The organism is Desulfogranum mediterraneum DSM 13871, assembly GCF_000429965.1.
GTDB classification, from domain to species: Bacteria; Desulfobacterota; Desulfobulbia; order Desulfobulbales; family Desulfobulbaceae; genus Desulfogranum; species Desulfogranum mediterraneum.
The window spans coordinates 179462-203831 of sequence record NZ_AUCW01000007.1 but is presented as its reverse complement, the minus strand read 5'-3'; the positions used below and the strand labels follow the sequence as shown (position 1 = coordinate 203831).

General features: G+C 59.5%; 20 protein-coding genes. 1 reads left to right on the top strand and 19 read right to left on the bottom strand.

Going from position 1 to position 24370, the window contains the following annotated elements; all coding sequences use genetic code 11:
• Positions 1-30: 30 nt before the first annotated feature.
• The 4 genes from pyrC to aceE are packed head-to-tail and all read right to left on the bottom strand — an operon-like array spanning position 31 to position 6464.
• Complete coding sequence (gene pyrC, locus G494_RS0104030; RefSeq protein ID WP_028583504.1) at positions 31-1035, bottom strand: dihydroorotase; 1005 nt, start codon at positions 1033-1035, stop codon at positions 31-33.
• A 24-nt stretch (positions 1036-1059) separates the two neighbouring features.
• Positions 1060-2472, bottom strand: a complete 1413-nt coding sequence (gene lpdA / locus G494_RS0104025; RefSeq protein ID WP_028583503.1) for a dihydrolipoyl dehydrogenase — start codon at positions 2470-2472, stop codon at positions 1060-1062.
• A gap of 24 nt (positions 2473-2496) precedes the next feature.
• Entirely contained in the window at positions 2497-3795 is a 1299-nt protein-coding gene (locus G494_RS0104020; protein ID WP_028583502.1) for a 2-oxo acid dehydrogenase subunit E2, read from the bottom strand.
• 11 nt (positions 3796-3806) lie between these two features.
• Positions 3807-6464 (bottom strand): pyruvate dehydrogenase (acetyl-transferring), homodimeric type, encoded by a 2658-nt coding sequence (gene aceE / locus G494_RS0104015; RefSeq protein ID WP_028583501.1) that lies wholly within the window; start codon positions 6462-6464, stop codon positions 3807-3809.
• A gap of 326 nt (positions 6465-6790) precedes the next feature.
• On the opposite strand from aceE, the gene G494_RS26615 reads away from it, so the two are divergent.
• Entirely contained in the window at positions 6791-6976 is a 186-nt protein-coding gene (locus G494_RS26615; protein WP_153305754.1) for a hypothetical protein, read from the top strand.
• A 41-nt stretch (positions 6977-7017) separates the two neighbouring features.
• On the opposite strand, the gene G494_RS0104005 is transcribed toward G494_RS26615, so the two are convergent.
• From G494_RS0104005 to G494_RS0103930, 15 genes are all read right to left on the bottom strand, one after another.
• Entirely contained in the window at positions 7018-7356 is a 339-nt protein-coding gene (locus G494_RS0104005) for a P-II family nitrogen regulator (protein ID WP_028583500.1), read from the bottom strand.
• Between the two features lie 82 nt (positions 7357-7438).
• Positions 7439-8689, bottom strand: a complete 1251-nt coding sequence (locus G494_RS0104000; RefSeq protein WP_028583499.1) for an ammonium transporter — start codon at positions 8687-8689, stop codon at positions 7439-7441.
• A gap of 366 nt (positions 8690-9055) precedes the next feature.
• Positions 9056-9796 (bottom strand): sulfite exporter TauE/SafE family protein, encoded by a 741-nt coding sequence (locus G494_RS21800; RefSeq protein ID WP_051305363.1) that lies wholly within the window; start codon positions 9794-9796, stop codon positions 9056-9058.
• Positions 9797-9964: 168 nt separating this feature from the next.
• Positions 9965-11305: a TRAP transporter large permease gene (locus tag G494_RS0103990; RefSeq protein WP_028583498.1), complete on the bottom strand. Its 1341-nt coding sequence runs from the start codon at positions 11303-11305 to the stop codon at positions 9965-9967.
• Between the two features lie 17 nt (positions 11306-11322).
• Positions 11323-11901 carry a TRAP transporter small permease gene (locus tag G494_RS0103985; protein ID WP_028583497.1) on the bottom strand — a complete coding sequence of 193 codons (579 nt, stop codon included), beginning with the start codon at positions 11899-11901 and terminating at the stop codon, positions 11323-11325.
• Between the two features lie 273 nt (positions 11902-12174).
• Complete coding sequence (locus G494_RS0103980) at positions 12175-13170, bottom strand: TRAP transporter substrate-binding protein (RefSeq protein WP_028583496.1); 996 nt, start codon at positions 13168-13170, stop codon at positions 12175-12177.
• Positions 13171-13654: 484 nt separating this feature from the next.
• Positions 13655-14329 carry a GntR family transcriptional regulator gene (locus G494_RS0103970; protein ID WP_051305362.1) on the bottom strand — a complete coding sequence of 225 codons (675 nt, stop codon included), beginning with the start codon at positions 14327-14329 and terminating at the stop codon, positions 13655-13657.
• Between the two features lie 120 nt (positions 14330-14449).
• Positions 14450-15562: an alanine dehydrogenase gene (ald, locus tag G494_RS0103965; protein ID WP_028583494.1), complete on the bottom strand. Its 1113-nt coding sequence runs from the start codon at positions 15560-15562 to the stop codon at positions 14450-14452.
• Positions 15563-15585: 23 nt separating this feature from the next.
• The gene (locus tag G494_RS0103960) at positions 15586-16986 is read right to left on the bottom strand and encodes an aminotransferase family protein (RefSeq protein WP_051305361.1); all 1401 of its coding nucleotides are present in this window, start codon (positions 16984-16986) and stop codon (positions 15586-15588) included.
• Positions 16987-17196: 210 nt separating this feature from the next.
• A complete protein-coding gene (gene xsc, locus G494_RS0103955) occupies positions 17197-18975 on the bottom strand; it encodes a sulfoacetaldehyde acetyltransferase (protein WP_028583492.1) in 1779 nt (592 codons plus the stop codon).
• Positions 18976-19725: 750 nt separating this feature from the next.
• A complete protein-coding gene (locus tag G494_RS0103950) occupies positions 19726-20091 on the bottom strand; it encodes a cupin domain-containing protein (protein WP_051305360.1) in 366 nt (121 codons plus the stop codon).
• Positions 20092-20211: 120 nt separating this feature from the next.
• Positions 20212-21339: an NAD(P)/FAD-dependent oxidoreductase gene (locus G494_RS21795; RefSeq protein WP_035245350.1), complete on the bottom strand. Its 1128-nt coding sequence runs from the start codon at positions 21337-21339 to the stop codon at positions 20212-20214.
• Positions 21329-22738, bottom strand: coding sequence for an FAD-dependent oxidoreductase (locus G494_RS0103940; RefSeq protein WP_028583490.1), 1410 nt, complete (start codon positions 22736-22738; stop codon positions 21329-21331). Before G494_RS0103940 ends, G494_RS21795 begins: the two co-directional genes overlap by 11 nt.
• On the bottom strand, positions 22735-23052 hold the full coding sequence (locus G494_RS0103935) for a (2Fe-2S)-binding protein (RefSeq protein WP_028583489.1): 318 nt from the start codon (positions 23050-23052) through the stop codon (positions 22735-22737). Before G494_RS0103935 ends, G494_RS0103940 begins: the two co-directional genes overlap by 4 nt.
• A gap of 55 nt (positions 23053-23107) precedes the next feature.
• Positions 23108-24223 carry a Rossmann-fold NAD(P)-binding domain-containing protein gene (locus G494_RS0103930; RefSeq protein ID WP_028583488.1) on the bottom strand — a complete coding sequence of 372 codons (1116 nt, stop codon included), beginning with the start codon at positions 24221-24223 and terminating at the stop codon, positions 23108-23110.
• Between the last annotated feature and the right edge of the window lie 147 nt (positions 24224-24370).

Sequence of the window (24370 nt, the reverse complement as noted above, 5' to 3'; positions counted from 1 at the left end):
GGGAGGGAGCCCTGCTCTCCCTTCCGGGGCTCAGCTGTTGCGGTGGTCGGTCAGCGACCACTCCAGGGTCTCACCGGCCAGGAAGGGGCGGACAGTGCCGTAGTGCTCGGGCACCTGCCAGGGCTGATCATGGAAGCGGACGGTCCTGGGGACAGGTTCCAGCCGGTAGAAGCGGCGGGCATTGGTGGAGACAAAGGCGGGCAGCTGCTCCAGGCAGTCGGCTGCGGCAAAGAGCTGGACCAGCATGGGCAGGGCCACAGGCGCGGAAAAGATTCCGGCAGCACAGCCGCAGCACTCCTTGGCATGCCTGGGGTGGGGGGCGGAGTCTGAGCCGAACATCAGCCTGGGGTGTCCGCTGAACACGGCCTGCCGCAGGGCCTCTCGGTCGCGGGGCGTCTTGGCGATGGGTTTGCAGAAGAGGTGGGGCTGCATCAGACCGCCGATGACGTCATCCAGGGTGAGCATCAGATGATGGAGGGTAACGGTGGCCGCGACATTCTCGTACTGTTCCAGCACGCTGAGGGCCGCGGCCGTGGTGATGTGCTCCATGACAATGGAGAGTGATGGGAAGGATTCGGCCAATCGTTGATAGGTGGCCATGAACTCCTGTTCACGGTCCATCACAAAGCCGTTGCTTTCCCCGTGGATCAGGAGTGGAATCTCCAGCTCCTCCATCAGGGCCAGGGTCTGGTCGATGCCATGGAAGTCCATGACTCCGGCCTCACTCTGGGTGGTGATTCCTGCGGGGTAGAGTTTGATCCCGATGATATGCTCCCGGGCAGCGAGCAGCTCTGCCCGGCTGTATTGACGAAAGAAGAGGGTCATGTAGGGCCTGAAGGCTTCGCTCCCGCAGGCCTCGAGGATGGCTGCCTGATAGTCCAGCACCTCCTGGAGCGAGGTCACCGGGGTCCTGAGGTTAGGCATGATCACCGCGCCGCTGAAGTGGGCTGCGCTGTGGGGAGCCACCTGGGTGAGCATCTCGCCCTCCCGGAGGTGGAGGTGCATGTCCAGGGGGGCGTCAAGGGTCAGCTGCATGGTTCTTCCTGTTCTGGTCTGGGATTAGCGTTTTTTGGGCGGCATCAGGTCGGTGATGGACCCCTCCACCATCTCTGCGGCCAGGGCAAAGGTCTCGGCCAGGGTGGGGTGGGCATGGACGGTCCTGCTGATATCCTCGGCATCTGCCCCCATCTCCAGGGCCAGGACCGCCTCATGGATCAGCTCGCCGGCGTTGAGGCCGCAGATGCCGGCCCCGATGATCCGGCCGCTCTCCTTGGCAAAGAGCACCTTGCTCACCCCGGCGGAGGCGCCGGAGCTGAGGGCCCTGCCGCTGGCACCCCAGGGAAACTTGCCCTTGCTGTAGTCGATCCCTTGCTCCTTGGCCTCCTTTTCGTTGAGCCCCATCCAGGCCACCTCCGGGTGGGTGTAGGCCACCGAGGGGATGGTCATTGGGCTGAAGGCGGAACCCAGGCCGGCTATCACCTCGGCCGCCACCTTGCCCTGGTGGGTGGCCTTGTGGGCCAGCATGGGCTCACCCACCAGATCGCCGATGGCATAGATATGGGGAATGGCGCTCCGTTGATATCGGTCCACCGGGATGCAGCCCTGGCCGTCGACCTCCAGGCCGATGCTCTCCAGGCCCAGCTCCTGACTGTTGGCCCGTCGGCCCACCGCGGTCAGGACCGCATCATACTCGCCCTCTTCCGGAGCCTTGGGGCCGGCGAAGCGCACCCTGATCCCCTGGGCCTGGGCAGTGATCTCCTCCACCCGGGTCCTGGTCAGGATCTGATAACGTTTCTTGAGCTTGAGAAACAGGGGCTGGACCAGGTCCTTGTCGGCCGGCGGGATAATCTGCTCCAGCATCTCCACTATGGTGATCTCGGCCCCCAGGGCGTGGTAGACCTGGGCCATCTCCAGGCCGATGATGCCGCCGCCGATGATCAACAGCCGCTTGGGTACCGTCTTCAGGGCCAGGGCATCGCTGGAGCTCCAGATTCGGGGGTCGTCGGGACAGCCGGGCAGGCGGCTGGTCCGGGAGCCGGTGGCCAGGATGCAGTGCTCAAAGGAGACCGCCTCTTCCCCGGCATCGCTCCGGACCCGCAGGGTATGGGCATCGCCGAAGGAGGCCCTGCCCTGGAGCCGGCTGACCTTGCGGGCCTTGGCCAGGCTGTCTAGCCCCGAGGTGAGCTTGGCAACCACTCCCTCCTTGTGGGCGCGCAGGGCGGCCAGGTCGATCCTGGGAGCAGCAAAGCCGATCCCCATGGCAGCCGCCTCCTCTGCCTCTTCGATGATGGTTGCCCCGTGGAGCAGGGTCTTTGAGGGGATGCAGCCGACATTGAGGCAGACTCCGCCCAGGCGGGCGTGCTGTTCCACCAGGCAGACCGAGAGGCCAAGGTCTGCCGCCCGGAAGGCCGCGGTATAGCCGCCGGGGCCGCCGCCGACCACGACCAGATCGTATCTATGGGTGTGTTGCATGTGGTACTCCGTATAGCTCTCTGTTTATAGCAGGGTTCGTTTCAGGTCCATGACGGCTGCTGCCAGGGCAGCGCAGAAGCGGGCTGCCTCGGCGCCGTCGATGATTCTATGGTCATAGGAGAGGCTGAAGGGCAGGATCAGCCGGGGTGTGAAGGCGCTGCCGTCCCATACCGGCTGGATGCTGCTTTTCGCCAGGCCCAGGATAGCGGCCTGGGGAGCGTTGATGATGGGGGTGAAGTTGGTGCCGCCCAGCTTGCCCAGACTGGAGATGGTGAATGAGCCGCCCTCCATCTCGCCGGGCTGGAGTCGCCCCTCCCGGGCGGCCTGGCTCAACTCCCTCAGTTCCCGGTTGATCTCCAGCACACCCTTGCGTTCCACATCCCGGATCACCGGGACCAGCAGTCCCTGGGGCGTGTCCACGGCAACACCGAGGTGATAGTGGTGCTTGAGGATCACCCTGTCCCCGGCAGCCAGGGAGCTGTTTACCAGGGGAAAGTGCGCCAGGGTTGCGGCCACGGCCTTGAGCACAAAGACCAGCAGGCTCAGGCGGGGCTCTTTGCCCTCGTTTTCCCGGTTGAGTTGCTGGCGGAACTCCTCCAGCTCACTGATATCGGCCTGCTCAAAGTGGGTGACATGGGGGATGTTCAGCCAGCTGGTATGGAGGCGTTCACCTGAAATCTTCTGGATGCGGCCCAGGGGGAGTTGGCTGATCTCTCCGTAGAGGGCGTACTCTTCTTCTCCGTATTCTTTTCCATCCATCGCGGCCAGGGCCGCCCCGGCGGGTGCCGCCCTGTTCCCGTCTTCCTGGTGGCGGCGGATTGCCTGGCGGAGCAGCAGCTCAAGGTCCTCTTTGAGCAGCCGTCCCTTGGGGCCGCTGGCCTGGACCAGGCTGAGATCGATCCCCAGTTTTCGGGCATAGGCCCGCACCGAGGGGGTGGCATGGACCGGAGCGCCGGGCTCCTGGGCCTTGGGGGGCGGCCCCGGTCGGGGCGCTGCTCCTCCGGGGGCAGCGGGCTCCGTTGGTTCAGGCGCTTCAGCTGGAGCAGCCGTCTGTTCTGGGGGCGTATCGGGCCGGTCCTCCTGCCGCTCGGCTGTGAGCAGGGCAATGAGCTGGCCGCTCTTCACCTGCTGCCCCTCCCGCAGCAGGACCTCCTCGATGGTGCCGCTCAGGGGCGCGGGGATATCCATGACCGCCTTTTCGCTCTCCAGGGAGATCAGGGCTTCCTCCTGCTCGACCCGTTGACCTGGGCGGATAAAGATCTCAATCACGGTGATCTCCTGGACATCGCCGAAGTCCGGGATGGTAATGGGGATGCTGTTCATGGGCTGCTCCTTTAGCGACCTAAGGGGTGGTCCGTATCAGGGTCGATGCCGTAGCCGGCCAGGGCCTGGGAGACCGTCTCCCGCGGCAGCGCCCCCTGGTCGGCCAGCCCCTTGAGGGCGGCCACGCAGATATGGAAGCGATCCACCTGGAAGAAGGCGCGCAGGACCTCCCTGGTATCGCTGCGGCCGAAACCGTCGGTGCCCAGGATGGTCAGGGGGTTGGGGATCAGCCTGCGGAGCTGTTCGGGGTAGGCCTGGAGGTAGTCGGTGCTGATCACCGCCGGCCCAGGATGGTCCCGGAGCAGCCGGCTGACCAGGGGGATTCTGGGGGGCTGATCCGGGTGGAGCAGGTTCCAGCGTTCGCATTCCTGGCCCTCACGGTGGAGTTGATTGACCCCCAGGACGGACCAGAGGTCTGCCTGGACTCCAAAGTCCTGTTCCAGCAGCTCTGCTGCAGCGATCACCTCCCGGAAGATGGCGCCGCTGCCCATGAGCTGGACCCGCAGCTTAGCGGGGCTGCCCTGCTGATAGAGGTACATCCCCTGGCAGATCCCCTCCGCCACCCCGGGCGGCATGGCTGGTTGCGGATAGTTCTCGTTGAGCAGGGTCAGGTAGTAGAAGACATCTTCGCCCTGCTGGTACATCCGCTGCAGGCCTCGGTGGACCAGCACTGCCAGCTCATAGGCAAAGCTGGGGTCATAGGCCTGGCAGCTGGGGATGGTGGAGGCGTAGAGCAGGCCCTGGCCATCCTGGTGTTGCAAGCCTTCACCGTTTAAGGTGGTTCGGCCCGAGGTGGCCCCCATCAGGAAGCCTCTGGCCCGGGCGTCTGCCGCGGCCCAGAGCTGGTCGCCGATACGCTGGAAACCAAACATGGAGTAGAAGGTGTAAAAGGGGATCATGGCCAGCCCATAGTTGGCATGGGCCGTGGCTGCAGCCGTCCAGGTGGAGATCGCCCCTGCCTCGCTGATGCCCTCTTCAAAGATCTGGCCCTGGGGATCTTCCCGGTACCAGGCCACGCTCTCGGCGTCCTGGGGTTCGTAGAGCTGACCGCTGGGGGCATAGATTCCCAGCTGGCGGAATAAGCCTTCCATGCCAAAGGTGCGGGCCTCGTCCGGGATGATGGGCACGATCTGTTTGCCCAGCTTGGGGTCCCTGACCAGGGTGCCCAGCAGGCGGACAAAGGCCATGGTGGTGGAGAGGCTGCGCCTGCCCGAGTCCTCCAGCAGGCCCTTGAACTGCTCCAGGGCCGGGATTTCCAGGGGGGCGTGGCTGGCCGACCTCTGGGGCACCGGGCCGCCCAGGATGCGGCGCTGTTCCCGGAGGAACTGCTCCTCGGCACTGCCCTGGGGGGGACGGATAAAGGGCAGTCCTTGCAACTGCTCGTCTGCCAGGGGCACGTGGAAACGGTCACGAAACTCCTGGAGGGAGCCGGGATCCATCTTCTTGACATTGTGGGCCACCATCACCGATTCCCCGGCCTGGCCCATGCCGAAGCCCTTGATGGTCTTCACCAGGATCACCGTGGGTTGAGCGCGGTGTTTGCGGGCAGCGGCAAAGGCGGCGTAGATCTTGCGGGGGTCATGGCCACCCCGGCTCATCTGCCAGAGTTGGCTATCGCTCATCCCCTGGATCAGCTCCCTGAGCCCGGGATCATCGCCAAAGATCTTCTCCCGAAGGTAGGCCGGGCCCCGGGCCGCGATGGTCTGGAAGTCACCATCCACCATGGCCTCCAGCTTCTGCTGGAGCTGCCCCTGGTGATCACGTCGGAGGATCTCGTCCCACTCCGTGCCCCAGAGCACCTTGATCACGTTCCAGCCCGCGCCCCGAAACTTGCCCTCCAGTTCCTGGATGATCTTGCCATTGCCGCGGACCGGGCCGTCCAACCGCTGGAGGTTGCAGTTGACCACAAAGATCAGGTTATCGAGTTGTTCGCGACTGGCCAGGGAGAGGGCGGCCAGGGACTCGGGTTCGTCGGATTCGCCGTCGCCCATGAAGACCCAGACCTTGCGGTCTCCGGCAGGATGGAGGCCACGCTGGTCCAGGTAGCGCATGAACCGGGCCTGGTGGATGGCCGCCATGGGGCCCAGACCCATGGAGACCGTGGGGAACTGCCAGAAGTCGGGCATCAGCCAGGGGTGGGGGTAGGAGGAGAGGCCGCGACCTTCCACCTCTCGGCGAAAGTTGGTCAGCTGCTCTTCGCTCAGCCGTCCCTCCACAAAGGCCCGGGCATAGATACCGGGGGAGGCGTGGCCCTGGAAGTAGATCAGGTCAGCACCCGAGGAGGCCTCGGGACCGCGGAAGAACCAGTTAAAGCCCACTTCAAAGATGGCGGAGATGGAGCTGAAGGTGGCGATGTGGCCGCCCAGGGCCAGGCCGTCCCTGTTGGCTCTGGCCACCATGGCCATGGCATTCCAGCGCACGTAGGCGGCCAGGTTGCGGGCCGTGAGGGAGTTACCGGGGATGGGTTCCTCCTCTTCAGGGGGAATGGTGTTACAGTAGGGGGTGAGCAGCCCGGGAGAGGTGGCGACCCCCTGCTCCCTGGCCCTGGCGGTCAGGGCAGCCAGCAGGTAATCTGCCTTTTTGGGGCCTTCTGCTGCAATGAGGCCGTCGAGAGAGAGGAGCCAGTCTCTGGTTTCCGCTGGATCCGGATCTTGGTAATAGCCGCTCATGCCTTGCCTCCTCCGTTGGGGTAGCTTGAGGGTGGGGTCATTCCTGTTTCAGGCTACCTTTTTTCCCGGGGTGAAGCAAGGGGAGATCCGTACTCATGGAGGGGCAATCCATGGATAAGCCGGCCTGAAAAACAGGGGCAGCTCTGCTCCGGCTGTTTCAGCCGTCTTAGGGGCGACAGGAGCGGGCGTTTATTTTTTTGGGCAAAGAGCAGCATTGGCGGGAAAGGTGTGCTATCTGTGTCGGATGGGCATCCGGATAGCCGAGTTGTCAGAGGTGAGGGCCGGCTGCGGCTGGTAGCGGCACAAGCAGAGAGAGGAGAACAGAGGTGATCAGATTATTGGCAGTGGAGTTGTATAGGGCCCAGCAGCAGGTGCATCGCCTGCGCGATGAGCTGGATCAGGCCGAAGGGCTGGAGGCAGATCGCCTGCGCCGCGAGCTGGCCCAGGCCCAGGAGGAGTGCGATCAGTTACGCCGACGGGTGGAGGCGAGAAAGGATCTGTATGGTCGCTAGCCCGGGACCTTTTGGTCCCGGGCTGGCTGGTGGTGTTGTTCTTAGATCGCCTCGGGCCCCCGTTCGCCGGTGCGGACCCGGAGGATGTCCTCCACGGGCAGGATAAAGATCTTGCCGTCTCCGATCTTGCCGGTCAGGGCGGCCTCGCGGATGGCGCTGGTCACCGGTTCGACCAGGTCGTCGGCAACGACCAGCTCGATCTTGGTCTTGGGGTTGAAGTCCACCTGATACTCTGCCCCCCGATAGATCTCCTTGTGGCCCTTTTGGCGGCCGTAGCCCTTGACTTCGCTGACCGTCATCCCGGTGATGCCGATATGGGTGAGGGCCTCTTTGACTTCATCGAGTTTAAAGGGCTTGATGATGGCTTCTATCTTTTTCACAGTAACGTCCTCCTCTCTTTCCTGGATTGTTTATTCTGTTTGATTTTCCGGGCGTGGTTTTGGTGCTGGTTTCCCCTCTTCTTTATTTGCTGGTGAACTCCGGGTAGGCCTCCAGGCCGCACTCGGCGATGTCCACGCCTTCCAGTTCTTCCTCTTCATCCACCCGGATACCCATGGTGAACTTGATGATCAACCAGACCACCAGGGAGGTCCCGAAAACCCAGGAAAAGATAGTTGCGATCCCGATGAGCTGGGCAAGGAGAGATCCTTCCGGGTTGGTAAAGGCCACGGCCAGCAGACCCCAGGTGCCGACTACGCCATGGACCGAGATGGCGCCAACCGGATCATCGATCTTGAGTTTGTCGATGGTGACGATGGCCGGGACCACCAGCAGGCCGCCGACGATCCCAACCAGGGTTGCGATCCCAGGGCTGGGGGTGAGGGGTTCGGCGGTGATGGCCACCAGGCCGGCCAGGGCGCCGTTTAAGCTCATGGTGAGATCAGCCTTGCCGAACCAGAGTCGGGAGAGCAGCAGGGCGGCCACCAGGCCACCGGCAGCCGCGGTGTTGGTGTTGACAAAGATCATGGCTACCGCGTTTGCCTCGGTGATGTTGGAGATTTTCAGTTCAGAGCCGCCGTTGAAGCCGAACCAGCCCAGCCAGAGGATAAAGGTGCCCAGGGTGGCCAGGGGCAGGTTGGAGCCGGGGATCGGGTTGATCCGACTGTTGCTGTACTTGCCTTTTCTGGCGCCCAGCAGCAGGACTCCTGCCAGGGCTGCCGAGGCGCCGCTGAGGTGAACGATACCGGAACCGGCAAAGTCGAGGAAGCCGAGACCGTCCAGGAAACCGCCGCCCCACTTCCAGTAGCCTTCCACCGGATAGATGAAGCCGGTCATGACCACGGCAAAGAGGAGGAAGGCCCAGAGCTTCATTCGTTCAGCCACAGCCCCGGAGACGATACTCATGGCCGTGGCCACAAAGACCACCTGAAAGAAGAAGTCGCTCATCTTGGAGTAGTAGGTTTCCCCTCCAGAGGCCAGGACTGCGGCCACCTCGTGGTCTGCTCCCAGGAGGAAGCTGAGCCCGGGAATGAAACTGTTGATCCCGTCTCCGTACATGATGTTGTAGCCGCAGAGCAGGTACATGATGCAGGCGATGGAATAGAGGGCCACGTTTTTGGTCAGGATTTCAACGGTGTTTTTGGAGCGGACCAGGCCGGCCTCCAGCATGGCAAAGCCGGCGGCCATCCACATGACCAGGGCTCCTGACATCAGAAAATAAAAGGTGTCCACCGAGTAGGCCAGCTGGGTCAGGTTGTCGGCCACACTGGCCACGGTGGTGGGCTCAGCAGCCAGGGCGGGCAGGGGGGAGAAGAGCAGGCCTGCGCAGAGGATGGCCCCTCGGTGGATGGCGCTTCGGTGGGTGGTTGTTTTTGGTTTCACTTGTGTTCCTCCTGGTTGTGGTCCAACAAAGGTCCTTGGGGGTAAGGTGGTGCGCATCGATACCAGGGGAGTATCAAGAGGTGTGCCTGATTGTGATTGTTTTAATTTGTGTTGTAGTTAGAGTTGTTTGTCTGTGTAGGTCGGGGCTGGCGAATGGTTTAAAAGTTTACAATAATGTAAGTTGTTGGGTAGATTTGTTTACGTAAAAGTAATTTTTTGGCAAAGGGGTGGCTGTCATTTACTCCTGATCAGGCTGACTCAGTTGATCAGGGCCTTGAGCAGGGAGAGGCAGGCAATGGTGGCCAAGAGGATCAGCACCTGTCGGCGGAAACTGGCCTCGTTGGTCAGTCGGTTGAAGAGGTAATTACCGCTCCAGATGCCCAGACCCAGCGGGATGAAGAGGCCCAGGGAAAGGGAGAGCGTCTGCTGGTTGAGGAGTCCGTACCAGAGGCTGGAGAGCACGGCCAGGCTATCCACCAGGAAAAAGAAGACGATCATCGAGGCCCTGGAGACGCTGACCGCCCGGCCCGAGGAAAAATAGAAGAGGATGACCGGTGGACCGCCGATGGCGGCAACCCCGGTGAGAAATCCGGAGACCATACCCACCACCAGGGTGAGGGGACGCGGCGTTTCCCTGCAGGGACGGCGGTTGGCAAGCAGACCCAGGCAGAGGAGCAGAATGGTGAGGGAGAGAAAGATGCGCATGGGCCTGATCGGGGTCAGGGTCAGGGCCAGGGAACCCAGGGGCAGGGTGAGGATCGCTCCGCTGATGATCAGGGCAAGACTCTTCCAGTCCACCGATTGCCAGACCTTAGAGATCAGCCAGAAGCTTGCCACCACATCCAGGATCAGGATCACCGGTACCACCTGGGCAGGGGGAAAGACCAGGGCCAGGGTAAGGGTGGAGATCATGGCAAAGCCAAAACCGGAGTAGCCGCGAACCAGACTGGCAATGAAGATGACCACCATGGCATAACCATAGGTCCAGCTGAGTTCCATGGGGGCGATCCTTGTTGATTTGGTTGAACGACCCGGGTCGTTTTGAATGACCAGGCCGTGGAGATGGGCTGAAAATGGAAAAGAGCTGTTTGCGGAGGATATCCGCAAACAGCTCTTGTAAAGACGCCGTCCTCGCCTCTAGGGTGAGGTGCGTATGGCGCGCTGGTGCTAGTAGCCCAACAGTCCCGGCAGAAAGAGGGAGAGCTGGGGCACATAGGCGATGATAAAGATGGCAATGATCGCCAGGATGGAAAAGGGCATGGCCTTGACCGAGATGTCCTCGATGGTGGAGCCGCCGATACCGGAGGCCACAAAGAGGTTCTCACCAAGGGGCGGGGTCTGGAAGCCGATGGCCAGGGTGGCGACCATGACGACTCCGAAGTGAACCGGATCAACACCCAGGGAATACATGATCGGCAAGAGCACCGGTGTGAGGATCATGATGGTGGCCAAGGTCTCCATGAACATCCCCACAAAGACCAGGAAGGCGATGATCAGGGCCCAGATCAGGTACATGTTGCTGGTAAAGTCCAACAGGGCCTCGGCAACGATGGCAGGAATCTGGTTTTCCACCAGCAGGCGGCCAAAGACCGTGGCTGTAAAGAGGATCAGCAGTACCCGGCCGGTGATCCAGGTGGTGGTTTCCAGGGAGTGGAAGAAATCCTTGAGCTTGAGCTCCTTGTGGAGGAAGATTCCGACAAAGAGGGTGTAGAAGATCGCAACCACCGCCGACTCGGTGGGGGTGAAGAAGCCGGAGTAGATGCCGCCCAGGATAATCAGCGGCGCCAGAATGGACCAAATCCCGCTCTTGATGGTCTTGATCATCTCGCCAACCGACCAGTTGTCACTGATCCCGGTGTAGCCGCGCTTCCTGCTGCGGAAATAGTTGGCAATCAGGACCCCGGTGGCGATCAACAGGGCCGGCAGAAAACCGGCAATGAAGAGCTTGGGGATGGAGAGGGACTGGAACTCGCCGAACCTGGCCACCGCCTCGGCCGGAGCCTGCATGCCCATGCCTGAGATCCCGAAGATAACCATGGGAATGGAGGGGGGAACAATAACCCCCAGGCCGCCGGAAGAGGCGGTGATGGCAGAGGCATAGCCGCGATCATAGCCACGATTGACCATGGCAGGGATCATCAGCATGCCAACGGCCGCGGTGGTGGCAGGCCCTGAGCCGGAGATGGCGCCAAAGAAGATACATGCAAGCACGGTAGCCGCGCCCAAGCCGCCGGTGATCGGCCCGGCAAAGGACTCGGCTACGTTGACTAGTCGCCTGGAAACGCCGGCTGCCTCCATCAGCGCCCCGGCAAGAATAAAGGAGGGCAGAGCCATTAATGGAAAGGAGCCAACCGAGCGGAAGGCGATCTGAACGAGTTTAATCGGATTTTCATCGAGGTACATGAAGGCCGCCATGGCCGACACTCCCAGCGACACGGTGATGGGCGCTCCTATCAAGAGAAGCCCCAGAAAGGACCCAAATAATACCCAAACTACTGCGGTATCCATGATTTATCTCCGGATCATTATTTAATTGTTTCCGGCGCATCGCCGTTATTATCGTTATCATGCTGCATCGTATCAACCAGACCTTCCAGTTCAGAGGAGTCTGGATCGCGGATATCCACTCCCTTGACCAGCTTGAGGTAGTTGACCTGGATGACCCGGATGGACATCAGGACAAAGGAGATCGGCAGGACGATGTAAAAGTACTTCATGGGCACCCCAAGGGTTTGGGATTTCCAGAACAGGTTCATCTTGTGGAAGACAAAGTCGTAGCTCAGGTAGACAAAGTAGGCGTTAAAGGCCAGCCAGATCATATCGGCGATGAACTCGCTGATGGTGGCCACGATCTTGGGAAAGGGTTTAAATTGAAAGGTTACCCGGTTGTGGGCGGCCATCTTGGCGGCATGGCTGGCGCCGAAATAGGCAAACCAGACAAACAGGTAGGTGGCGAGTTCCTCGATCCAGGAAAAGGAGTAGCCGAATATTTCGCGTGAGATGATCTGCGTCAACAGCATGGTCACAAAGACGATCAGGAGCAGGCGGCAGATATAGCTTTCTATGTTGTCGAGTAGTGTGGTGAAGAATGATTTGATGTTCATTCCCATCTCCAGGTTGGGTTAGGCCGTGTTCGCATTGGCTCAAGTACAGATCTATCCAGGAAGCCGTGGAAGGTAGCAGAGAGGGGCCGTAGCCGGGTGAAGGAGGTATCTGGTTGAAGCGATGCGAGTTTTAGTTTCATGTTCCTGCTTCCTGGGGACGATGCGAAGGAGAGACAGGAGGGCTCATAAGAGACAAGGTGAATATCCCCGGTGGTACTGCAGGGGGGATATTCACCTTTACCTGTGGAGCCGTTGGCTGTGTCGGGGGACTACTTAACGACCAAGGACTTTCAGGATTTCATCGACTTTGGCCTTGCCGCCAACCTTGTCGTAGTACTTGGGCCAAACTGCTGAGGTGGCCTTTTCGATCCACTCTTTTTCACCATCGGCAGGGGCGGAGATTACCATACCCTTGGCAACCAGGTCTTTCTTGATGCTGTCTTCGGTGTTTCTCAGGTACTGCTCGGAGTGGAGGGTGGCCTCCATACCGGCGTCAAGGATGGCCTTCTTGATTTCAGGCTTCTGGCTCTGGAAGACAGACTCACTGATGATCAGGGGCTCCAGGGAGAAGATGTAACGGATGGTGGTGATGTACTTCTGCACCTCATAGAATTTCATGGCGCTGACGGTGATAAAGGGGTTGTCCTGTCCGTCTACAACCTTCTGCTGGAGGGCAGTGAAGGTCTCAGACCATGCCATGGGAGAGGGGTTGATGCCCCAGGCCTGGTAGGTGGCGATCATGATTTCATTCTTGGGCACCCGGATAACCAGACCTTTCAGGTCTTCCAGGGTCTCCACAGGACGCTTGGAGTTGGTCAGGACCCGGAATCCGGAGTAGGCCCAGCCAACGATCCGCACTCCTGCGTCACGGATGGTGTTTTCTACCAGCTCTTTACCTACGGCGCCGTGGGTCAGCTTCACCGCATCATCCAGGCTCTGGATAACGTAGGGCATGGTCAGAACACCCACAGTGGGGGAGAAGGGGGTGATGTTGTTTACTGCCAGCAGAGAGAAATCCAGGGTGCCCATGGAGGCGTCGTTGATGGTGTCCTGCTCGCTGCCCAACTGGCCGTTGGGAAAGAGGGAAATCTTGTACTTACTGCCTGCCTTCTCGGTGAACAGTTTGGTGAATTCCTGGGCCAGTGCCCACTGGGTACCGCCCTGGGCGTCGCCGATGGCCATCTTAAAGGTTTTGGCGTGGCCGGCGGTGGTGATCAGCATCAGTGCTGCTGCGGCCATCAGGGCTGAGATAAGACCTGTTTTTTTCATGAGTTGCTCCTTATTGGGTTGTAGGTTACATCAAAACAATGCAAGGGCTGCATTGATGGCGGATAGGTGGAAATGGAAACAAACAGGGGAGGGATGGAACAGGAGGAGGAAGAGGTACAGCCGGGAAAAAGCAAAGAGGTCTTCGCCGGAGGATGATTCGGCGGGGGAAGGTCATACGGCGGAGAGAGGAGTGGGCTAGTATACGTTTCCATAGAAAGCTCGATAAGACGTCATCAACCGAGTGCGTCCGGTCGATCAGTTTTTTTGATCTGATGTTTCATATATCAGACATCAGTAACCCTGTCAATAAATTTGTGACTACAGGGTGAAAGCAGAGGAGCAGCCAGAAAAGGGCGAGATAGGGTAACCAGGCAGGAAGACGGTAAGACGGTAAGGCGGAAAAAGAGGGGGCCCAAGAAAAAAAGAGCCTGGCAGGTGATGCTGAGGGGGGGAGAGAGGGGAGAGAACGGAACGGGGAGTCGGACTACCCCTGGTCCCTGTTGGCCTCGTAGAAGGTATCGATGAACTGCTTCTGATACTCGTAGGACCAGTGTTTATCGCGGAGTACACTGGCCGCCTCCTTGCCGTTGCCCTGCCTGAGAAATTCGATGAACTGACGGTGTTCCTCGCAGTTACTCAACTCCCACTCGGCAATATAATTCTTGCGGGGAAAGTCGTAGAGCCGATGTTTGAGCGGCAGGATGAACTGTTTGAGGAACTCATTTTCCGAGACATCCACATAGACACTGTGGAACTTGAGGTTGGTGACAAAGAGCCGGGAAAAATCGTTGGCCTGGATATCCTGGATCATGGTCTGGTTGAGCTGTTCCAGGGTGCGGATGTGGGCCGGGGTGATCCGCTCGATATTGGTCTCCACCATGGAAGCCTCGATCAGACCGATGGCCTCGTAGGCATCCTTGACCTCGTGGAGCTGGAGTTCATTGACCAGCACCCCCCGTCTGGGGATGATGGTGACAAATCCCTCCAGTTCCAAATGAATGAGCGCATCCCGAAGCGGCGTCTTGCTGATGCCCAGGTGTTTAGCGATCTCGCCGATGTTGATGGTGGATCCAGGGGTGAGTTTTCCCTGGAGCATCTCCTTGCGGAGGTAGCTGTACACCTGTTCGCTGAGCGACGAAAATTTGAGTGCGCCATCCATGTCTACATTCCTCGATAGGTTCTTCAAGCTTTATACTTCCCTGTGAACAAGATCTGTCACTCTACAAAACTGAGGGCAATTGTCAAGAAACAGGAAAGTATAAAGCATTGGCATACCTTCCTAGAGGAACTTGTCAACCGGGGTGTAGTCCAGGTTAAAGGCCTCTGCAACGGCCTTAAAGGTAATGTTACCCTTGACCACGTTGGCACCCAGCTTGATCTCCTTGTTGTCCTGCATGGCCTGCTTCCAGCCCTTGTTGGCAATCTCGACTGCATAGGGGAGGGTCGCGTTGGTCAGTGCACGGGTGGAGGTCCGGGCAACGGCACCTGGCATGTTGGCAACACAGTAGTGGATGACGCCGTCCACCTCAAAGGTGGGCTCATCGTGGGTGGTGGCCTTGGAGGTCTCGAAACAGCCGCCCTGATCGATGGCAACGTCGACGATTACAGAACCGTCTTTCATCTCCTTGAGCATGTCGCGGGTCAGCAGCTTGGGAGCCTTGGCACCGGCTACCAGTACGGCACCGATAACCACGTCAGCTTCCTTGACCAGCTTGCGCAGGGTTACTGCATCGGACATGACCGGGAAACAGTTGGCAGGCATGATGTCATCCAGGTAGGCCAGACGCTCCAGGTTCATGTCCAGGATGTAGACCTTGGCGCCCAGACCACAGGCCATCTTGGCAGCGTTGACACCAACCACACCACCACCGATGACGACCACGGTTGCAGGCTCAACACCGGTTACACCGCCGAGGAGGATACCACGACCGCCCTGGGGCATCTCGATGTACTTGGCAGCTTCCTGGGTGGCCATACGACCGGCAACCTCGCTCATGGGTACCAGCAGGGGCAGAGAACCGTTGTCTTTGGCGATGGTCTCGTAGGCGATGGCAATGGACTTGGACTTGACGAGGGCGTTGGTCTGCGGCTCATCGGCGGCCAGGTGGAGGTAGGTGAAGACGATCTGGTCTTCACGGATCATGTCATACTCAGAAGCCAGGGGCTCCTTGACATGCATGACCATCTCTGACTTGGCATAGATCTCTGCCGGGGTCTCGATGATGGTGGCACCGGCGGCAACGTACTCGGCATCCGGGTAACCGGCGCCTTCACCAGCAGCCTTTTCAACCAGTACTTCGTGACCGTTGCGGACCATGGTAACGACACCTGCAGGGGTCATGCTGACCCGCTTCTCCGCAACTTTGATTTCTTTTAAAATACCGACGATCATTGTTCGATCTCCAATTATATTATTTAGTTAAATGTTTTTTCAATGGCAGCTGCAACAGCGCCTACTACGGTATCAACCTGCTCCTTGGTGATGATCAGACAGGGAGCAAAGTTCATGATGTTGTTCAGTCCGTGGAAACTGGAGTTGGTCCGGCCGACGATAACGCCCTGGGCCATGACATTGCCCATCAGGGCTGCCATCTGACCTTCGGTGATGGGCTCCTTGGTTTCACGGTTGGTGACAAATTCGATGCCGCCGAACAGGCCTTCGCCGCGAATGTCGCCGACGCAATCAAACTTCTTGAGCTCTTCCAGCTTGGAGATCATGTAGGCACCGATCTCGCGGCTGTTCTCGACCAGGTTTTCGTCTTCGATGATCCGGGTGGACTCCAGCGCTGCGGTCATGGCTGAGGTACAGCCACCGTAGGTGGAGATGTCGCGGAAGTAGTTCAAACGATCATCTTCGTTGGCCGGATCGTTGAGGAAGACATCGTATACATGCTGCTTAACCACGGTGGCGGACAGGGCCTCGTAGGAGCTGGCCAGACCTTTTGCCATGGTCACGATATCAGGATCAACGTCGAAGTGCTCATGACCCCAGAATTTACCGGTACGACCAAAGCCGCAGACGACCTCATCCATGATCATCCAGATGTCATACTTCTTACAGATCTCCTGGAGGATGGGGTAGTATTCGGGAACCGGCTTGAGGATACCGCCGCCGGCGGTGATGGGCTCGACAATCATGGCGCCGATGGTGTCTGCACCTTCCTTGAGGATGATGTCTTCTACCTTGCGGGCACACTCGATGTTACACTCACCGTAGGTCTTGTCATGGGGACAGCGGTAGCAGGCGCAGTGGGGGAACTCGACGAAACCCTCAACAAAGGGGCCGAAATCCTGCTTACGCTGGGCCTGGCCGGTGGCGCTCATGGCGCCGATGGTGGTACCGTGGTAGTCACGGTCACGATACATGATCTTGTACTTGCCCTTGCGTTCCGGGCTGATCCGGGAGGCCTGGCGAACGATCTTGAAGGCCTTCTCGTTGGCTTCTGAGCCGGAGTTGGAGAAGTAAACCTTGTCCATCCGAGGCAGTTTTTCCAGCAGTTTCTGGGCGAACTTGATGGAGGGAACGTTGCCGAACACCCCTGCAAAGTAGGGCATCTTCTTGAGCTGGGCACAGACGGCCTCAGCAATGGAATCTCTGCCGTAGCCGACCATGACACTCCAGACACCGCCGGAGGTGGCGTCAAGGTACTCGTTACCGCGAATGTCTTTGACCATCAGGCCCTGGCCTTCGACGATGATCATCTGTTCTGCGTTGTCAAAGACCTTGTGCGGCTTGAGATGGTGCCAGAGCGCATCTTTGTCGGCCTTGACCATCTCTTCGGTATCGTATTCCAACCAATCTTTTGTAGTTTCCATGGGTTTCTCCCCCCTGATTCAGGGATGCGTTGTGTGCGATTCCCGCAACAGGCTTTATCTGTCCTGCTCCGGAAGGTTATCGTTTGCTAGAAGGTATGCAGTTGAATCTTATCTGGCGTTAAAGGGTGGATACCCTATACCCCCCTTGGGGAACAGGGTATCCACTGCTTCTCCGTCTAATACGATCGCATTAACGGTGTGGGTTTCCCCTTAGGCTTCCTGCTGGGGGCACATGTCAGCCTTGTCGATACCGGCAACGGCAACAGGCTTCTTCATGGCGTCACGGCGGAAGGGTTCGCCCAGTTCCATGTTGGTCAGGATCTCGATGAAGGTGGTCTTACCCTCTTCCATCTGGGCCTTGACTGCGGCCTTGAGGGCCTCGGTTACCTCTTCCATGCTGCGAACCTGGACGCCTTCAACTCCACAGGCCTTGGCAATACCGGCGTAGGAAACGTTGCGGTCCAGCTCGGTGCCTACGAAGTTGTCGTCGTACCAGAGGGTGGTGTTACGCTTCTCTGCACCCCAGTGGTAGTTACGGAAGACAACCATGGTAACTGCAGGCCAGGAATCACGGCCACAGGAAACCATCTCGTTCATGGAGATACCAAAGGCACCGTCACCGGCAAAGCCGACAACAGGTACTTCGGGCTTGGCAACCTTGGCGCCGCAGATGGCGGGGAATCCGTAACCACAGGGTCCGAACATACCTGGAGCCAGGTACTTGCGGCCTTCCTCGAATGAGGGGTAGGCGGCACCCAGGGCACAGGAGTTACCGATGTCACCGGAGATGATCGCATCTTCAGGCAGTGCTTCAACGATGGCACGCCAGGCCATCCGAGCGGTGATCTTCTCAGGATCAGCCTTCTGGGCACGGGCGTTCCAGTCTGTACCTGCATCATCGGCCTCGTGATCCATGGTGGCCAGGTCTGCAGCCCAGTCAGCCTTGGCCTTAGCGATTACTGCCTTACGCTCTTCACGGCTTGCATCACCGGCGGTGGCGGCAAGCTGCTCCAGGATAGACTGGGCTACCTTCTTGGCATCTCCAACGATACCCACAGCCAGCTTCTTGGTCAGGCCGATGCGGTTGGCGTTGATGTCTACCTGAATCACCTCGGCATCTTCCGGCCAGTAATCCATGCCGTATCCGGGCAGGGTGGAGAAGGGGTTGAGGCGGGTTCCCAGGGCCAGAACAACATCGGCCTTGGAGATCAGTTCCATGGCAGCGCGGGAGCCGTTGTAGCCCAGGGTACCGGTGTGGAGGGGATGGCTTCCGGGGAAGGCATCGTTGTGCTGGTAACCGCAGCAGACAGCAGCATCCAGCTTTTCAGCCAGTGCCTTGGAGTCTTCGATGGCACCACCGATAACTACACCGCCACCGTTGAGGATGACAGGGAACTTGGCGTTTGAGAGCAGCTCAGCTGCCTTGGCGATGGCTTCGGCACCACCGGCAGGCAGTTCGAAGTCAACGATGACCGGCAGTTCGATTTCGATTTCCTGGGTCCAGAAGTCACGGGGTACGTTGATCTGGGCAGGAGCAGAGGCGCGCTTGGCCTGAATGATGACCCGGTTGAGAACCTCGGCGATACGTGCAGGGTGGAGTACCTCTTCCTGGTAGGCAACCATGTCTTCGAAGGCAGCCATCTGCGGTACTTCCTGGAAACCGCCCTGACCCATGGCCATGTTGGCAGCCTGGGGGGTAACCAGCAGCAGCGGGGTGTGGTTCCAGTAGGCGGTCTTTACCGGGGTAACAAAGTTGGTGATACCGGGGCCGTTCTGGGCGATCATCATGGACATCTTACCGGAAGCACGGGTGAAACCGTCAGCCATCATACCGGCGTTGCCCTCGTGGGCGTTGTCCCAGAAGGTGATCCCTGCCTTGGGGAACAGGTCGGAAACAGGCATCATTGCAGAACCGATGATGCCGAAGGCGTGCTCGATACCGTGCATCTGCAGTACCTTGATGAACGCCTCTTCGGTGGTCATTTTGATTTTAGCCATGGTAAACCTCCATAAATTTTATCGTACCCTGTGTTTTCAGGGGCAAATACCTGCCTGACGCAGCAGGCTGTTAATTGTTACTTGCTGCCTTCTGATATATCACACATCAGATATCTGTCAAGATAATTTTCCTGCACAAGTTCTTTTTTTGATGATTGCTGTAACTATTATTGAAAGTCAGGGGTCACCTCTCGGGATAGTTGGCATAAATTACGAGTTATCAGGAAGATGTTCCTCGCATGTTTTGGCAGTAATCGGAGGTGCTTGAGCCTGAAAGAGAGCTGAAACAGGCCCATTCATCGGCTTGGCTGCGGTTTTCCCTCCAGATTTCGGCCTGGCTGATCGGCCTGTCTGATTATTGGGGCGGCTGGAGTCGGAGGCAGGCAGGTGATGGCCGCTGCTCTCCAGGGTACTGAGGGGTATTTCCTGTTTTTGCTGGTTGGTGGCCTGGACCGCCAGGGGGGATGGGGAGGCAGGGGGAATCAACCCAGGAGGTCTTGACCAGAAAAATGAGGCGGCTGGCCGGCAGGTTGGGATTTGGGATTGGCAGGCAGTGATAGAGTCGTCGCGGTTTGGGGCTTGGTCAGGATCCAGGAGATGCAGAGGAGGCAAGGCCTACTGGAAGGCATGAGGGTCCATCGGCTGAGAGGGGCAGGAAGGGGGCCTTGCAAAAAAAAGGGACCAGAGGGTCGCGAAGCCCTCCAGTCCCATGACACCACCGTGTAAGGAGGTACTGTCAGCTTAGAGCCCTTCCAGATGTGCTGCGGAAACAAAGATCTTCTTGGCGTAGTCTTCCACAATCCAGGTTACCGGGGTTCCCTTGGGAACCACAAAGGAGTCACCGGCATTGTAGACATGGGTAGGGCCGTCCTTTTCAACCACCTTGACACTGCCCTCAACGATGTAGCAGAACTCAAGTTTGGGATGGTTGTGCTCCCAGCTGCCTGCGGTGCAGTCCCAGATGCCGGACTTGAAGTTTCCTGAGCTGTGCTCAAAGTAGGTCCAGTTGTTGGCATGGGGTTCGCCGGTTTTGGGATTCACCTTGGGGGCAGAGGTGTGCTTGATGACATCTGATTTTTCCAGGGTAACGATCTTTCCTTGGGACATGTTGTTCTCCTGCACAGGGCATGGTGCCTGTGCTGTATCTGTTGTTGTGGGCTCAGGGAGGCTTTGGCTCCCCTGACCCTGATTTGCTTATGGTTGTGCCGTATTGGGGTGCCTTTAGGCCTAGGCCTGGGCCTTGGTCTCGCTAAAACGGTCCGGCCGAAATGCGTCCAGGGGCAGCTCCGGCTGTTGACCGAGGACCAACTGGGAGACCACCCTCCCCATCATCGGAGCCAGCTGGAAGCCGTGGGCGGAAAAGCCGCAGACGTGGAACAGGCCGGGGACCTTGGTGGAGGCACCCACCACCGGCACCTTGTCCTTGATGCATCCCTCAAAGGCGGTCCAGCAGCGGATCATCTGGGCCTGGCCAAGGCCGGGAAGGATCTCGGTCATGATCTGGGCAGCCTTGGTCATCTGCATGGGGTCGATCCAGATCTTCTCTTTCTCCAGGTCCAGGGGCGAACGATAGCCGCCGCCAACGATGATGGTGCCGTTACTGGCGGCCATCAGGCCCAAGAGACGGCTGGTGAGTCCCAGGGAGGTACCGCTCATCATCCCGGGAACGCGGTCGGTGACCATCATGGTGGGGGCGGCGGCATAGACCGGCAGCGGGTCGCCGAGCATGGCGGAAAATCGTCCGGCCCAGGCCCCGGTGCCGTTGACCAGGGTCTCTCCCTCATAGACCTTGCCGCAGCTGGTCCTCACCCGGAAGCCGCCGGCTGTGGCCGCGGCCTCCACCACCCGGGTATGGGAGAGGATGGTGACCCCCTCGGCCCTGGCCGTGGCCGCGTAGGCCTTGGAGGTGAGCAGGGGATTGGCCAAGCCGTCGGTGTAGCAGGCCAGGCCGCCGACGACGTGATCGGCAACATGGGGCGAGAGGCGAAGGACCTCGGCCCGGTCGACCAGGACCTCGTGGTCGTAGCCCAGGCTCTTCAAGGTGGCCTCACGCTTGGCCAGCACCTCCATGTCCGCATCACTCTCAGCCAGGCGCAGCCGGGGGGAGACGTAGAAGCCGCAGTCCGAGTTGACCGTGTTGGGGTGATGGTCCCACATGGTGCGTGCCTCGATGGCCAAGGGGATTTCCCGAACATCACGGCCCTGGCAGCGTACCCCGCCGGAGTTGTGGCCCGAGGCATGGCGGCCCGGCACATCTTTTTCAAAGATAATGACGGACTTGTTCTTCCGTGCCAGTTCAATGGCGGTGGCGCAACCCATAATGCCGCCGCCTACGATCAATACATCAGCTTTCATCGGGCTCTCCCAGGGTAGCATTGGCCAGTTCCTGCAGACTCACCGGTTTGATCGGCGGCCTGAGTCGCATCTGCCGCGTCTCTTCAGGGGATCTGCCTGATCCCTCTGCAACCAGCTCCATTACGGCTGAGCCGCACATCCGACCCTGGCAGGGGCCCATGCCGCAGCGGATAATGGATTTGATTTCGTTGTGATCGGTATAGCCCTGTTCCACCAACTCGCGGATCCGACCGGCTGTGACGCCCTCACAGCGGCAGACCGTGGTCTCATCGGAGATGGTGAACAGATCCTTTCTCGGGGCATAGAGGGCATCGATGTAGGGGCGGGGCAGGAGCTCTTCCTGCAGTTCGGCCTGGACCTCAGCTGCCTGGCGCCGATAGTCGGGCTCCGTGAGCCGGCGTAACTCCCGGGCAATGGTCAGTCCGGTGAGCCGTCCCTTCAACTCGGCAGCCTTGGCGCCATGGACAAAGGTGCCGTCTCCGGCCACATAGACCGAACCCAGACTGGTCTTGCCGCTGGCATCCACCTGGGGGTGCCAGTAGCGCTGGACCGGATTCCAGCTATGCCGACAACCGACCTGGCGGAGCAGGGCGGTGTTGGGGATGATCCCCTCATGGACCAGCAGGGTGGAGGCCTCAAAGCTCAGCTCCCGGCCCCTGCAGCTGGCCTTGACCCGTTCCACCCGGCCATCGCCTTCGGCCCGGAGTCCGCTCACCTGACGATACATGGGGACCTTGGCCTTTCTGGCCGCCAGTTGGACAGCAGCGATCATCTTCACCCCCTTGAAGAGGTAGCCGGCGCGCCTGAGGGCGGCGGGCAGCTCGGGCATGGCGGTGAGCATCTGCTTAAGCGGGGTGGTATCGAGAATAGCGGCTATGGGGGCCTCAAGGGCAAGGAGGTGCTCAGCCACCAGCCAGAGCAGGGGGCCGCTGCCTGCCAGGACCACCGGTTCTCGGGGCACCAGGGTGGAATCCTTGTAGAGGTTGGACATCCCGCCGCAGGTCATGACCCCGGGCAGGGTCCAGCCGGGGAAGGGCACCGGACGTTCCATGGCCCCGGTGTTCAGGGCCAGAAAGGGGGCCTGGAACCGGCCGGAGCGGTTGTCGTGGGAAAAAAAGACCTCACCTGCGGCCTCTGCCTGCCAGACCCTGGTCTGGGGCAGGTAGTCCACTGTTGCCTCTGTAAAGGCCCTGATCAGCTCCAGGCCGGCGGTATAATCCGGACCCAGGATCGCGCGCTGCCGGGCAGAGGTCTTGCTGATGTTGCGGTAGATCTGGCCGCCAGGGGCTGCCTGCTCATCGAGAACGGCGACCTCCAGTCCCTTGTCGGCCAGCTCGGTGCTGCAGGCCAGACCTGCGGGTCCGGCGCCAATGATTATGGCATCATATCTGTTTTTCATTTGCTCTCATCAACCGGTTCATGCTGTCGTTTAACCTGCATCCCCTCCCGGACAGGCTCAAGGCATGCCTGACGATTTTTTACACCGTCAATCTCCACCAGGCATTCAAAACAGACCCCCATCAGACAGTGGGGGGCCCGTTTTTCCTGATCTGCTGCAGAGCGGCAGAAGTGGTGGTCGTCATGTCCCAGCAAGGCGGCTGCCACGGTAACTCCGGCGGGAACCTCACAGGCGGTCTCTTCAAAGAAGATGGTAATGGTGTCGTCCCCGCTGAGGGGCTCGCTCCTGGTGAATGTACTGTTCCCTCTGTTCATAGCTCACTCGTTGCTCGTACTCTTTGTTGGGTCCGGGGCCTTTGGCTGGCCGCTCTCAGACCAGATAGGGTTCGTCCCACATGACCAGATCCTGGCCAAGTCCCTTTTCGACGGCACTCTCGTACATGGCCGTTGCCCAGGCGATATCCTGGAGAATCATGCCGTTGGAGATGAAGTACTTCTTGCGTGCAGAATTCTTGTCGATATTGGCCAGACCGGCGGCAACCTTGCCCAGATCGTGGATGTCGCTCTCCTTGATCTCTCCGCTGTCCACCAGGTTGTGGAGCTGGATATGGGGGATGGTCCGCTCGTCTTCAGGCAGCATCAAGCCTTCGATCTTGTAGGTCTTCTGCATCTCCCAGCCATCGGGGACCACATAGGCCTTGCGGAGGAAGTCGTCTTCCACGTTGGCACGACCCGGCAGGGTCAGGAGGGAACCTTCCTTGAGCCAGCTGTCCTCAAACAGGGGGGTGTGGTCGCCGGAGATGGCCGAGGTGATCACATCCTGGCCCTTGACCGCATCGGCAAAACTGCTCACCGGGACCACCTCGATGTCGAGCTTGGCGCTCATTTCGGCGCAGAACTTGTTGGCAGCCTCTTCGTTGATGTCAAAGACCACCACCTTTTTCAGGGAGGGCAGCTCGTTGACGATGGCGGTGGTGCAGTACTTGGAGATGGGGCCGGCGGCGATCACTCCCAGGCTCTCGGAGTCGTCACGGGCCAGGTAGCGGGCGCTGAGTCCGACCGTTGCCCCGGTGCGCATGCCGCTGAGGATGTTAGCCTCCATGATGGCCAGCGGCCGGGCGGTTTCCGGGTCGTTCAGGGTCATCATCAGGATGGAGCGGGGCAGACCGTGGTTTTTGGGGTTGTTGACGTTTGAGCCATACCACTTGTTGCCGCAGATCCGGAAACGGCCACCCAGGTAGCCGGGCAGGGACATGAAACGCTGGTCAGGCCCGCCCTTGGGCATGCCGGCAAACTGCGGCTCCTTGGGGAACCAGACCCGCTGACCATGGGAGTTGCGGGTGGAGCCGCCCATGACATAGTCTCCCTTACCCAAGAGGGTAAAGGCTTCGTCCATCATGTTGATGCAGTGTTTCATGTCGGTAACACCGGCAGCAATCATATCTTTTTGGGAGAGAAACTTCAGAGCTAACTTGGAAGAAGACATGTGAACCTCGTGGTTTAGAAATTGGCGTGCACTTCTGGAGGATACTGAATCGGACGGCCATGATATATCATACATCAGACATCTGTCAAGGTCAAAGTTTCACCCGTTTTCCGGCAGATCCAGAAAAAGGGAGGTGGCCAGAGGGGA

Bases quoted from the DNA above. Each gene is read 5' to 3' on its own strand.
- G494_RS0103935 (WP_028583489.1), bottom strand. From the start codon at position 23,052: ATGAACAGAGGGAACAGTACATTCACCAGGAGCGAGCCCCTCAGCGGG.
- G494_RS21795 (WP_035245350.1), bottom strand. From the start codon at position 21,339: ATGAAAGCTGATGTATTGATCGTAGGCGGCGGCATTATGGGTTGCGCC.
- G494_RS0103940 (WP_028583490.1), bottom strand. From the start codon at position 22,738: ATGAAAAACAGATATGATGCCATAATCATTGGCGCCGGACCCGCAGGT.
- G494_RS0103960 (WP_051305361.1), bottom strand. From the start codon at position 16,986: ATGGAAACTACAAAAGATTGGTTGGAATACGATACCGAAGAGATGGTC.
- aceE (WP_028583501.1), bottom strand. From the start codon at position 6,464: ATGAGCGGCTATTACCAAGATCCGGATCCAGCGGAAACCAGAGACTGG.
- G494_RS0103950 (WP_051305360.1), bottom strand. From the start codon at position 20,091: ATGTCCCAAGGAAAGATCGTTACCCTGGAAAAATCAGATGTCATCAAG.
- G494_RS0103930 (WP_028583488.1), bottom strand. From the start codon at position 24,223: ATGTCTTCTTCCAAGTTAGCTCTGAAGTTTCTCTCCCAAAAAGATATG.
- G494_RS0104020 (WP_028583502.1), bottom strand. From the start codon at position 3,795: ATGAACAGCATCCCCATTACCATCCCGGACTTCGGCGATGTCCAGGAG.
- ald (WP_028583494.1), bottom strand. From the start codon at position 15,562: ATGATCGTCGGTATTTTAAAAGAAATCAAAGTTGCGGAGAAGCGGGTC.
- G494_RS21800 (WP_051305363.1), bottom strand. From the start codon at position 9,796: ATGGAACTCAGCTGGACCTATGGTTATGCCATGGTGGTCATCTTCATT.
- G494_RS0103970 (WP_051305362.1), bottom strand. From the start codon at position 14,329: ATGGATGGCGCACTCAAATTTTCGTCGCTCAGCGAACAGGTGTACAGC.
- pyrC (WP_028583504.1), bottom strand. From the start codon at position 1,035: ATGCAGCTGACCCTTGACGCCCCCCTGGACATGCACCTCCACCTCCGG.
- G494_RS0103990 (WP_028583498.1), bottom strand. From the start codon at position 11,305: ATGGATACCGCAGTAGTTTGGGTATTATTTGGGTCCTTTCTGGGGCTT.
- G494_RS0103980 (WP_028583496.1), bottom strand. From the start codon at position 13,170: ATGAAAAAAACAGGTCTTATCTCAGCCCTGATGGCCGCAGCAGCACTG.
- G494_RS0103985 (WP_028583497.1), bottom strand. From the start codon at position 11,901: ATGAACATCAAATCATTCTTCACCACACTACTCGACAACATAGAAAGC.
- lpdA (WP_028583503.1), bottom strand. From the start codon at position 2,472: ATGCAACACACCCATAGATACGATCTGGTCGTGGTCGGCGGCGGCCCC.